The organism is Aequorivita sublithincola DSM 14238, from assembly GCF_000265385.1.
In the GTDB taxonomy this organism is placed as follows: Bacteria; Bacteroidota; Bacteroidia; order Flavobacteriales; family Flavobacteriaceae; genus Aequorivita; species Aequorivita sublithincola.
In genome coordinates, this window is record NC_018013.1 from 3,509,755 (window position 1) to 3,520,671 (window position 10,917).

The following is a 10,917-nucleotide window of genomic DNA, read 5'->3' on the forward strand; positions in this document are numbered from 1 at the left end:
AAAAATAGCCAAGTTTCATATTCCCTTCGGGATTATGAATTTACTATTCCTCTACTATTTCGTCAGCAGTGTTTCTGTAATAGATTTTGTTATCCAACCACTCTTGAACTGCTAGAGCGTGTGGTTTTGGAAGTTTTTCGTAGAATTTTGAAACTTCAATTTGTTCTTTGTTTTCAAAAATTTCTTCTAAACTATCGTTGTAAGTAGCAAACTCATCAAGTTTTTCAAGAAGTTCTTTTTTGATGTCCCCATTTATTTGTGAGGCTCTTTTCGAAATAATCGAAATAGCTTCATAAATATTATTGGTTGGGGCATCAATCAAGTTTTTGTCTAAAGTAACTGTATTGACGGGTGCTTCTGAATTTTTAATATCCATAATAAAAATTAATTAACTGTTGGGTTTTGTTTCTGTAGGTACAATTCTGCTCTCTATATCCTGATAAATCTCCAATGCTTCGGGAGCCAAATCTGTATCCTTATAATATTTTATGAAATTACTATAGTATCCTTTTGCGGTAATCAAACGTTCTTGAACCAGATTTGGAATACTATTTATAGCCAATTTATACGCAGCGACATATCTTCCATAAAAAGCATCTTTTCTGTAGTGAGAGCCTGGATTGTCTGTTATAAAATTATCAAAAGCGCCAATGGCAGCCTTGTAATCTTCAATGTGCAAATATTGTTTTGCTGTATTGTATTCTTTGGTTTCAAGTTTTTCGCGTAATTCGGCAACCAATGTGTTTGCCTCAACTCGTTTTTCAGAATTTGGATAACGATTTATGAATTCCTGTAGTTTTTCCAAAGCTTTGTAAGTGTCTCTTTGATCTAAGGCAGATCTTGGAGAAAGTTCGTAAAAACTTCTAGCAGATTTAAATGAAGCAACTTCAACGCTATCACTTTGAGGATATGCCTGCGTAAAACGTTCAAATTGATAGCCTGCCAAAACGTAATCTTCCAAGTTATAATAGGTGTTGGAGTAGATAAACATTAGCTTTTCGCCTTGTGGTTTCCCTCTGTAGGAAGGAACAATCTGCTCCATTAATTTTAGGCCTTTTTTGTATTTGCCTATTTTGTAAAGCGAATCTGCCAAGGCAAATTTTTTGCCCATATCGTCCTTCCGAAGTACCCGCTGGTATTCGCTACAGGATGAAAGAACAATTGTAAGGCAGAGTAATATAAAAAGTGGTAAACGCATGGGCTTAAAAAACATCGTGCAAAAATAGGGAATTAAACATGACTGAACAAACTTATTCTTCGGCTAAAATATTGCGCTGAAGCCTATTATTTACAAGCCTTTTGAAATATTTAACTAAAGAAATAAAAAGAACTGCTTTAGAAATTTCTGGTAAAAGAATCTATTTTGGCTCTCAACCCATCGCTAACCCCCACTAAAGGAAGCCTCACGGTGTCACCACAAATCTCTAAAGATTTGAAAACTGCTTTTATTCCTGCAGGATTTCCTTCCGCAAAAATATAGTCTATTGCTGGCGCTATTTTATAGTGAATTTGATAAGCTTCATCAGCTTTTTTATCGAGACCGAGTTTTACCATTTTCGAAAACTCTTTTGGGAAACCTTCCCCAATAACCGAAATCACTCCTGCCCCACCAGCGAGTATAATTGGTAACGTAATCATATCATCACCAGAAATTACTAAGAACTCTTTTGGGCAACCTGAAATCAATTTCATTGCTTGAACGATATCTCCAGCCGCTTCTTTTATGGCTACGATTTTCTCAAAATCATTTGCCAAACGAATAACGGTTTCTGGAAGTACGTTTGAAGCCGTTCTTCCTGGAACATTATACAAAATTATTGGCAACGGAGCGGCCTTTGCGATAGCTGCAAAGTGTTGATAAATTCCTTCCTGCGTAGGTTTGTTGTAATAAGGCGAAACGGAAAGAATAGCTGTAAATGCAGAAAGATCACGGGTTTGCATTTCAGCAATTACTTCTTGTGTGTTGTTGCCGCCAATGCCTAGAACCAATGGCAAACGACCGTTATTTGCTGAAATGATTGTGTCTATCACAACTTGTTTTTCTTCTTTTGAAAGTGTTGCGCTTTCGGCGGTTGTTCCTAAAACTACTAAATAATTTATACCGTTTTCAATGTTGAAATTAACAACATTCTTAAGGCCTTCTACATCTACCGAAAAATCGCTTTTAAATGGAGTGATTAGCGCTACGCCGGTTCCTATTAATTCTTTCATTATTAATTTATTTTTACAACTTTTGTTTTAGGCATCCTTTATCAATCAAAATATTTTTTTATTTGCCCGTCATCGGTTATTATTTCTAAGGATTTTGTTTTCCCTTGGGCAACAATTAATCTATCAAAAGGGTCTTGATGATGAAAAGGCAATTGTTGGAGAGTTTCTAGATATGCAAAGTCGTAATCCAGTATCCTGAAACCCTTTTCTTCCAAATAATTCTTTAAATCATCTAGGCTTCCTCATAATTTTAATTTTCCAATACTAACTTTAATGGCGATTTCCCACAAGCTTACGTTGCTTAAAAACATGGTATTTAATGGATCCTCTATTTTGGATTGAATTTTCTTGTCTATTCTTTTATCGCCCACTATATACCACAGAAGAATGTGTGTATCTATGAGGTAATTCATTTTTGATATTTCTTAAATGCATCAAGGGGACCGTTGAAATCATCTGCAATATATTCCACTAGATGCTTCCCTGAACCAAAAATTTTTGAATTCTGTTCCCTTTTTTTGGTACTCAACTTTTTTTTCAAAATCAACACCTTGCCAATGGAATACTGATCCTTAAGTTGTGTAATCCAATCAATAAGTTCAATTTTTAGGGTGTCGATATTCATAAATACAATTATATACTGTGATACGTTTTAAAGGTTAAAGATAAGCATATTCTATATTTTGAAACTATTGATACTTTGAATTCTTTGAATACTATTGTTTCGGCCATCCGTCATCAATCATCCGTCACCTAAATCTTCTTCAAGATTTTCAAATATTTTTTTACTTCACTTTTAAAAGTGTCCGGTTTTTGAAAGTCAACGGTTAAAAGCAAGTCGAAAAGTCGCTCGTCTGCACCATTAAAACCGATTTTAAATTTTGCTTTACTTTCTGCAATCATCGCTCCTAAATATTCATGTCTGTCTTTATAAAAGCCCACCAAAACATCGAACGGTAAATCTAGAAATTCCTTCGCATTTTGGTTTTGAATCTCGCCACGCCAAGTAAATTCTTTATTTGTAATTTGGTTTTGCCGAAGTGATGGAATTTTTCTTCTGGTTTCAACAAAGGTAAAAATCTTCACGTCCTTTCGTTGCAAACCTAGTTCTTTTCCAAATTCATAAAGCGTTTCAAAATCTTCAAAAAAGGCTTCATCCAACAAAAAACCCAAATGTTTTAATGAAGTGTTACGTTCTGAAACATCTCGCTCCTTCAGGTTTTTGTCTGTGTGCTTTTTTAAGGAATTATGTTTTACTTTTTTCAACATGGAATGCCCGATTCTTGAATGGCAAAAATAGTTTTTTTCAATACTTTTCAGCTTTCAGTTATGAAATCATTTGCAAAAAATCATCTTCGGAAATAATTGCAACTCCCAAACTTTCAGCTTTCGTTTTCTTACTAGGCCCCATATTTTCCCCAGCGACAACGTAATTTGTTTTGGATGAAATGGAACTTGAAACCTTGCCGCCGTTGTCTTCAATGAGTTTTTTAAGTTCGTCGCGGGAAACTTTTGTGAAGACTCCGGAAACGACAAAAGTATTTCCTGCTAAAGTATCCGTTTGGTTTGCAAGTTTTTCTGCGGAAATCTCCAGCTGAACGCCATAGCTTTTCAATCGTTCAATGGTTGCAATATTTTCTTCGGAATTGAAAAAGGAAACTACACTTTGGGCAATGCGTTCGCCAATTTCATCAACAGTTATCAATTCTTCTTCGGAAGCGTTTTTTAACGCATCAATGGTTTTGTAATTTTTTGCGAGTTTCTTCGCAACGGTTTCACCAACGTATCGAATTCCCAAGCCGAAAAGAACTCTTTCAAAAGGAATTTGTTTAGAGGCTTCGATTCCTTTGACCATATTCTCAGCACTTTTCTGCGCCATTCTTTCCAACGGAACTATCTGTTCTTCTTTCAAAAGATACAAATCTGCGTAATTATTAATCAAGCCATTGTTAACCAAAAGTGCTACAGTTTCGCTTCCCAATCCTTCAATATCCATTGCTTTGCGAGAAATGAAATGCTGAATCCGCCCAATAATTTGTGGTGGGCATCCTTCTGCATTTGGACAATAATGTTGAGCTTCACCTTCGGTGCGAACCAATTCAGTTCTACATTCAGGGCATTCGGTAATATATTCAGTAGGATTTGATTTTGGATCGCGCTGCGTAAAATCTACCCCAATTATCTTCGGAATAATTTCGCCACCCTTTTCAACAAAAACTGTGTCACCTTCGCGGATGTCCAGCTTTTCAATTTGATCGGCATTGTGAAGTGACGCACGTTTAACAACGGTTCCGGCCAATTCCACAGGCTCTAAATTTGCAACGGGTGTGATGGCGCCAGTTCTTCCTACTTGAAACGTAATTTGGTTTAAAAGGGTGGAAACCTGTTCTGCTTTAAATTTATAGGCCATTGCCCAACGTGGCGATTTGGCGGTATAACCAAGCTCTTCTTGTTGTTGTAGATTGTTCACCTTTACCACTACTCCATCGGTTTCATAAGGCAATTCGTGGCGATGGATGTCCCAATAGTTAACGAAATCCAAAACCTCATCGAGACTTTTTGCAAGTTTTGCAGCTTTTGGAACTTTAAAACCCCAATCACGGGCTTTTTCGAGACTTTCAAATTGTGTTTTTACAGGAAGCCTTTCACCTATTAAACTATATAATAGGCAATCCAATGGACGTTTTGCAACCTCGGCGCTGTCTTGCAATTTTAGGCTGCCAGAAGCTGTGTTTCTTGGGTTTCGGTATGGTTCTTCGCCTGCCTCTACTCTTTCTGCATTCATCTTTGCGAAACCTTCAAAAGGCAAAACTATTTCTCCGCGAATTTCAAAAAGAGGTGGAAAATCTCCCTTCAACTGCAAAGGGACAGAACGGATGGTTTTTATGTTTGCCGTAACATCATCTCCTTGAAAACCGTCGCCGCGGGTTACGGCCTTTTTCAGCTTTCCATCTTCGTAAGTTAAACTGATTGAAGCACCGTCGTATTTAAGCTCGCAAGTAAATTCCACATTGCCATCTACCATTTTTTCGATTCGCTTTTCCCAGTCTTCCAAATCTTCTTTTGAATAGGAATTATCCAAAGAATACATTCTATAAGTATGCGGAACGGTTTCAAAATTCTTCGTGATTTCACCACCAACTCTTAAGGTTGGTGAGTTGGCATCATAAAACTCAGGATTTGCTTTTTCTAGTTCCTGAAGTTGCTTTAGTTTTTGGTCAAATTTAAAGTCGGAAATTGTGGGATTGTCTAGAATGTAATAATTATGGTTATGCTCGCGAAGTTCGTTGCGAAGGCTTGTAATTTGTTGTTCTGTGCTCATTGAACAAATATAGAAAGAAAGGAGTTTTTGTTTTAGATGATTTCAAAAAAAGAACCACGAATGTATGAATCTTTTTAAAAATTATTGATGTAGTCGTGCCGCAGGACCTAAAGTTGTTGCACTAGCAATAGTGGCCTTACCGAAACTAAACATTTATAATTAAAAAATTGAAATCCTTAAAAAACAATATTAAAAAAAGACCAATCAACTTCTATCAGAATTTAACCACTTTTGAACATTAGGCCTTTTGAAATCTTCCATTTTTTGCAGTAGGTTTTTGGGGTTGGAATCCACCAATAGAAGTTCGTAATTAGCCATAGAAAGAAAGCCTTTACGAACCATTGTTTCTAGCATTTTTATTAAATCGTTATAAAAACCATTAATATTAAGAAGTCCAATTGGTTTTTGATGAAGCCCAAGTTGTAACCAAGTTATGATTTCAAAAAGCTCTTCCAACGTTCCCATTCCGCCAGGTAAGGCTATAAAACCGTCACTTGCTTCTTGCATTTTCATTTTGCGTTCGTGCATGTTTTCTGTGGTAATTAGCTCGGTGAGACCTAAATGCACTACTTCTTTCTTTTTTAAAAAATTTGGGATAATGCCAACTACTTTTCCATTGTTATCCAAAACATTTTTGGCGATAATGCCCATTATGCCAATTTTTGCCGCGCCGTACACCAAAGTAATTTCACGCTCGACGAATATTTCCCCAAGTTTTTTAGCGGCATCGGTTATGGCTAGGTCGTTGCCTTCACTGCTTCCGCAGAAAACGCATATTTTTTCAAGTTTGTTCATCGTGCTTTTTCTTTTCGCTCTTTGCGACTTTGAGGTTCTGTTTTGTCACCAAAGAGGACGCAGAGGTTTATAGATTACATTTCAACATACGGTCTTTTCCGTAGCTATCTTTTTTTACTTCAATATTTTCAAAACCTTCGTTTTTTAAAAGTTCGGACAATTGAACTGCAAGGTACTCATTAATCTCGAAAAATAGTTTGCCGTTGGGTTTCAAATGTGTTTTTGCGAGTTGGGAAATTGCGATATAAAACAACAATGGGTCTTCATCTTTAACATACAAAGCAGAAGCAGGTTCGTAGTTTAGGACGTTTTGTTGCATTTGTTGTTTTTCCAGCTCACGAACGTAAGGTGGATTTGAAACAATAACATCGTATTGTTGCGGTAGAGTTTTTGCTTTTAAAATATCAGTTTCGAAAAAAGTTACTTCAACAATATTTAGCTGAGCATTTTGTGTGGCTATTTTCAAAGCTTCTGCTGAAATATCAAGCGCTAAAACATTTGAATGTGGAAGGTTTTTAGCCAGTGAAATAGCGATACAACCGGTACCAGTGCCAATATCTAAGATGGTAGTGGGTATTAGGCAGTGGGTAGCGGGAGCATTTTCAGATAGAATCCAATCAACAAGTTCTTCGGTCTCTGGGCGTGGAATTAGGGTGTATTTATTCACTTTAAAAACAAGTCCGTAAAACTCCGTTTCACCTATTATATATTGAATGGGTTCGTGGTTTTTTAGTCGAAGGATTACATTCTGAAACTTCTGGACATCTTCTTCGGATATAATTTTTTCAGGATTTAAGGCAACTTCAATTCGTGAAAGTATCAAATATTCTTCAGTAAGAATATTAAAAAACGATTGTATTTCTTCCGAAGGATACAAACCTGAAAGTTGATTTTTAAAATAAATCTTATGTTCTGAAATATTCAAGATACTCTATTGTGGTTAAAATTAAATCGATCCCGATAGCTATCGAGACGAAATCTAAATCGAAGTTTGAATTTTTGAATTTTATTTTTTTTACTTGGGATTTGTTTTTTGTAATTTGGAATTTAAAGTTTCTTCAGCATATGTACAGGGCAAGAATAATGACCCGTATCTCCTATAGCGCTTTCAATATATTCAAAACCGGCTTTCTTGTATAAGGTTTGGGCGTGCACCATATATTCCATAGTTTCTAAATATATTTTTTCGAAACCAAATTCGTTCGCTTTTGCCAAACAGAATTCCATCATTTGCATACCCACACCTCTTCCTCGAGCTTCGGGGAGAAAATACATTTTTTGAAGTTCGCAGACATTACCTTGGTAATTGTCCAATTGTGCAATACCAGCGCCTCCTATAATTTTATTGTTTTCTTCAACTACAAAATAGCTAGATTTTGGTTTTTGATAAGTTTCAAACATACAATCCAATGCTGCATCTGCATAAGCAGTTCCAACTTTTGGAACATTGAAATCTATCAAAACGCTGCGTATTACTTTAGCAATTTGTGGATTGTCTCTCTTTTCAATAAGACGGATAATCGGTGTGTTCATTCTAATTAAATCCTTGTATTTTTACGCTGTGAAGATACACGAAAAATATATGTTGCGCTGCATCCAACTGGCCAAAAACGGACTGGGAACCACCTATCCAAATCCATTGGTGGGAAGCCTGATTGTTCACAACAACAGAATAATTGGCGAAGGTTGGCACTACAAAGCAGGACAACCACACGCTGAAGTGAATGCTGTTAACAGTGTTGAAAATAAAAAACTCTTAAAGGAAGCAACAATCTACGTGAGCCTAGAACCTTGTAGTCACTTTGGCAAAACGCCGCCTTGTGCAGATTTGATAATTGAAAGCGGAATAAAAAAAATAATTGTCGGAAGTTTAGATCCAAACCCAAAAGTTGCAGGCCGCGGCATTAAAAGATTTATGGAAGCTGGTTGCGACGTGGTTGTTGGTGTTTCGGAGAAAGAATGCGACGAATTAAACAAACGTTTTTTTACATTTCACACAAAAAAGAGACCCTACATTTTCCTAAAGTGGGCGCAGACAATTGATGGTTTTATCGCGCCAAAAAATGAAACGCGAAAGGAAACAAAGCCTGTTTGGATAACGAATGAATTTTCTCGGCAACTTGTTCATAAAATGCGCGCCGAAGAACAATCTATTTTAGTGGGAACATACACTGTTTTGCAGGACAATCCATCGCTAACGGTTCGTGATTGGGCGGGAGAAAATCCTTTGCGAATTGTAATTGACAAAGAACTGAAGATTCCCCAGGATTTTTCAGTTTTTGATGAACGTTCGAAAACGGTTGTTTTTAATGAAAGAGAAACGAAAACTTCAGAGCAAATAGATTTTGAAAAGATTGGTTTTTCAGAAGAAATTCCACAACAAATATGTGAGGTTCTTTTCCAAAGAAATATTCAATCTATTATTATTGAAGGTGGAGCAAAAACGCTTCAATCCTTTATTGATGCAAATCTTTGGGATGAAGCTTTTGTTTTTTCGGGAAAGAAAACATTTGGTGAAGGTGTGAAAGCTCCAATTTTTAAAGGCGAAATCACTTCCGAAGTAAAAATAAAGGACGACACCTTACGAATCTTTAAAAACCTAAAGAATTGATAGCACTGGCGCTTAGCATTCTTTCATCCACAATGATTTTTGTGGTTTTTAAGCTTTTTTCAAAGTTTAAAATTAATACACTACACGCTATAGTTTTCAATTATATTACTGCTTGTTTTTTAGGTATAATCTTACAGAAAAACACTGTCGATTTTACCACGATACCCAACTATGGTTGGTTTCCTTATACGCTAGCGTTAGGCGTATTGTTTATAATCGTTTTCAATTTAATGGCGCTAACCACACAACGGAGTGGGCTCTCGGTGGTATCTGTAGCCACAAAGATGAGCGTTGTGATACCGGTTCTTTTCGGACTGATATATTATGAGGAGAGTCTCAGTGCTTTTAAAATTATTGGAATTATTTTGGCACTTATTGCTGTTTATTTAGCCTCTATAAAAACCAAGGATGGAATAAAAATAAAATCTTCAAACCTTATCTTTCCTATTCTAGTTTTTTTCGGAGGCGGAATTATTGACACCACAATTAAATACTTGGAAGGTGAATTTGTAGCTAAAGATGACATCCCTATTTTTACTGCAACCATATATGCTGTGGCAGGAACTATTGGGTTTAGCATATTAATTTTTCACGCGATTAAAGGAAAATTTCAGTTTAAGTTAAAAAACGTTATCGGCGGAATTGTATTAGGAATACCAAATTTCTTTTCAATTTATTTTTTGGTACAAGCATTACGAAGCGGTATTTTTGATAGCTCGGGCGTTTTTACAATAAATAATGTTGCAATTGTGATGGCTTCAACTATTCTAGGAATTTTATTATTTAAGGAGAAATTATTAATAAAAAACTGGATTGGTATTGGGCTGGCGGTGCTTGGTATTTTATTTATAGCTTTGGCTGTCTAACCTACTGCCCCATAAAGGAAAAAATTATTTGGAAATAGAAAAAGATACATACAAAACCATTTTAAAACCTTCTAAGGAAGTTCTCTTTAAGGAAAAAGGAAGCAAATTTTTCGGTTATGCTTTTCCCGTTTCTTCGGAAGAGGAAGTAAAAGAGAATATTGAAAACTTAAAAAAGCAACACCATAGTGCGCGGCATTTTTGTTATGCTTGGCAGCTTGGCAAGAGCTATGAACACTATCGAGCCAATGACGATGGCGAACCTTCAAATAGTGCTGGAATGCCTATTTATGGGCAATTGCAATCTTTTGATGTTACTAATATTTTAGTAGTTGCTGTTCGCTATTTTGGAGGAACAAAACTTGGCGTAGGTGGTTTGATTCAAGCCTACAAGACTACTGCGCAGATGGCATTGGAAACCTGCAAGATTGTAAAAAGAACAATTGATGAAACTTTTCTCTTAAAATTTGAATACCCAGAAATGAATACGGTTATGCGAATAATAAAAGACGAAGACCTCAAACTCGTTCATCAAAAAATGGAACTTAATTGTGAGTTTGAAATCGCCGTTCGCAAAAAGGAAGCGGAACGAATTTTCGAATTGTTTGAAAACACCTACAAGGTTAAAATCTCCAATTTCCAATTACCAAATTCAAATACCCCAAATCCCTAAAGCTGAACCAGAAGAATTTACACTTTATAGGTCAGGGACTGTCAATTTTTCTAATAAGTAATCAGGTGCCTTCATTAACTTTTTTGTATTGCTGTTCACAAAAACCAAAACCGTTGTCGCAGTGACCAAAAGTTGTTTGGACTCATTATAAATTTCATATTGAAATTCAATTTTAACAGAGGGTATTTGCTTTAAAGTTGTTTTCACAGTGAGTAAATCGTCATAAAATGCAGGCTTTTTATAATCAATACTTAAATGCACAACAGGCAAATGTACATTGTTGGCTTCCATCCATTTATATGAAAAACCAAGCTCTCTTAGCCACTCCGTTCTACCTTGCTCTAGGTATTGGGCGTAGTTACCGTAGTAAACAATACCCATCTGGTCCGTTTCTCCATATCGTACTCTAATTTGTGTAAGTGTATTCTTCAAAATTTATCGC

13 protein-coding genes and 1 pseudogene are annotated in these 10,917 nt (G+C 36.1%); 3 read left to right on the forward strand and 11 right to left on the reverse strand.

Translation table 11 applies throughout. The features are described 5' to 3' along the window. Window positions 1-43: 43 nt before the first annotated feature. The 10 genes and pseudogenes from AEQSU_RS15945 to AEQSU_RS15990 form a co-directional block, all read right to left on the reverse strand. Window positions 44-376, reverse strand: coding sequence for a DNA-directed RNA polymerase subunit omega (locus tag AEQSU_RS15945; protein ID WP_014783909.1), 333 nt, complete (start codon window positions 374-376; stop codon window positions 44-46). A 12-nt stretch (window positions 377-388) separates the two neighbouring features. Next, entirely contained in the window at window positions 389-1,198 is an 810-nt protein-coding gene (locus AEQSU_RS15950) for an outer membrane protein assembly factor BamD (protein ID WP_014783910.1), read from the reverse strand. A gap of 137 nt (window positions 1,199-1,335) precedes the next feature. Then, window positions 1,336-2,211 carry a 4-hydroxy-tetrahydrodipicolinate synthase gene (gene dapA / locus AEQSU_RS15955; RefSeq protein WP_014783911.1) on the reverse strand — a complete coding sequence of 292 codons (876 nt, stop codon included), beginning with the start codon at window positions 2,209-2,211 and terminating at the stop codon, window positions 1,336-1,338. A gap of 41 nt (window positions 2,212-2,252) precedes the next feature. Beyond that, window positions 2,253-2,624, reverse strand: a pseudogene (locus AEQSU_RS17105) (type II toxin-antitoxin system VapC family toxin). Beyond that, window positions 2,621-2,836, reverse strand: coding sequence for a hypothetical protein (locus tag AEQSU_RS15965; RefSeq protein WP_014783912.1), 216 nt, complete (start codon window positions 2,834-2,836; stop codon window positions 2,621-2,623). Before AEQSU_RS15965 ends, AEQSU_RS17105 begins: the two are co-directional and overlap by 4 nt. A gap of 128 nt (window positions 2,837-2,964) precedes the next feature. After that, entirely contained in the window at window positions 2,965-3,480 is a 516-nt protein-coding gene (locus AEQSU_RS15970; protein ID WP_014783913.1) for a DUF6913 domain-containing protein, read from the reverse strand. 58 nt (window positions 3,481-3,538) lie between these two features. After that, complete coding sequence (gene ligA / locus AEQSU_RS15975; RefSeq protein WP_014783914.1) at window positions 3,539-5,533, reverse strand: NAD-dependent DNA ligase LigA; 1,995 nt, start codon at window positions 5,531-5,533, stop codon at window positions 3,539-3,541. Between the two features lie 204 nt (window positions 5,534-5,737). Beyond that, complete coding sequence (locus AEQSU_RS15980; protein ID WP_014783915.1) at window positions 5,738-6,328, reverse strand: LOG family protein; 591 nt, start codon at window positions 6,326-6,328, stop codon at window positions 5,738-5,740. Window positions 6,329-6,395: 67 nt separating this feature from the next. Next, window positions 6,396-7,253 (reverse strand): peptide chain release factor N(5)-glutamine methyltransferase, encoded by an 858-nt coding sequence (gene prmC / locus AEQSU_RS15985; protein WP_014783916.1) that lies wholly within the window; start codon window positions 7,251-7,253, stop codon window positions 6,396-6,398. A gap of 122 nt (window positions 7,254-7,375) precedes the next feature. Further along, window positions 7,376-7,861 carry a GNAT family N-acetyltransferase gene (locus AEQSU_RS15990; protein WP_014783917.1) on the reverse strand — a complete coding sequence of 162 codons (486 nt, stop codon included), beginning with the start codon at window positions 7,859-7,861 and terminating at the stop codon, window positions 7,376-7,378. Between the two features lie 28 nt (window positions 7,862-7,889). On the opposite strand from AEQSU_RS15990, the gene ribD reads away from it, so the two are divergent. From ribD to AEQSU_RS16005, 3 genes are read left to right on the forward strand one after another with little or no spacing between them, the layout of a single operon-like run. Continuing rightward, a complete protein-coding gene (ribD, locus tag AEQSU_RS15995) occupies window positions 7,890-8,939 on the forward strand; it encodes a bifunctional diaminohydroxyphosphoribosylaminopyrimidine deaminase/5-amino-6-(5-phosphoribosylamino)uracil reductase RibD (protein ID WP_157429304.1) in 1,050 nt (349 codons plus the stop codon). After that, complete coding sequence (locus tag AEQSU_RS16000; RefSeq protein ID WP_014783919.1) at window positions 8,936-9,805, forward strand: EamA family transporter; 870 nt, start codon at window positions 8,936-8,938, stop codon at window positions 9,803-9,805. Before ribD ends, AEQSU_RS16000 begins: the two co-directional genes overlap by 4 nt. Window positions 9,806-9,833: 28 nt before the next feature. Continuing rightward, the gene (locus AEQSU_RS16005) at window positions 9,834-10,475 is read left to right on the forward strand and encodes an IMPACT family protein (protein ID WP_014783920.1); all 642 of its coding nucleotides are present in this window, start codon (window positions 9,834-9,836) and stop codon (window positions 10,473-10,475) included. 24 nt (window positions 10,476-10,499) lie between these two features. Here AEQSU_RS16005 and AEQSU_RS16010 read toward each other — a convergent pair whose 3' ends face one another. Beyond that, on the reverse strand, window positions 10,500-10,907 hold the full coding sequence (locus tag AEQSU_RS16010) for an acyl-CoA thioesterase (RefSeq protein ID WP_014783921.1): 408 nt from the start codon (window positions 10,905-10,907) through the stop codon (window positions 10,500-10,502). Between the last annotated feature and the right edge of the window lie 10 nt (window positions 10,908-10,917).

Excerpts from the sequence above, each read along its gene's own strand:
- AEQSU_RS15950 (WP_014783910.1), bottom strand. The coding sequence starts at position 1,198 with ATGCGTTTACCACTTTTTATATTACTCTGCCTTACAATTGTTCTTTCA.
- ligA (WP_014783914.1), bottom strand. The coding sequence starts at position 5,533 with ATGAGCACAGAACAACAAATTACAAGCCTTCGCAACGAACTTCGCGAG.
- AEQSU_RS15970 (WP_014783913.1), bottom strand. The coding sequence starts at position 3,480 with ATGTTGAAAAAAGTAAAACATAATTCCTTAAAAAAGCACACAGACAAA.
- AEQSU_RS15945 (WP_014783909.1), bottom strand. The coding sequence starts at position 376 with ATGGATATTAAAAATTCAGAAGCACCCGTCAATACAGTTACTTTAGAC.
- dapA (WP_014783911.1), bottom strand. The coding sequence starts at position 2,211 with ATGAAAGAATTAATAGGAACCGGCGTAGCGCTAATCACTCCATTTAAA.
- AEQSU_RS15990 (WP_014783917.1), bottom strand. The coding sequence starts at position 7,861 with ATGAACACACCGATTATCCGTCTTATTGAAAAGAGAGACAATCCACAA.
- AEQSU_RS15965 (WP_014783912.1), bottom strand. The coding sequence starts at position 2,836 with ATGAATATCGACACCCTAAAAATTGAACTTATTGATTGGATTACACAA.
- AEQSU_RS15980 (WP_014783915.1), bottom strand. The coding sequence starts at position 6,328 with ATGAACAAACTTGAAAAAATATGCGTTTTCTGCGGAAGCAGTGAAGGC.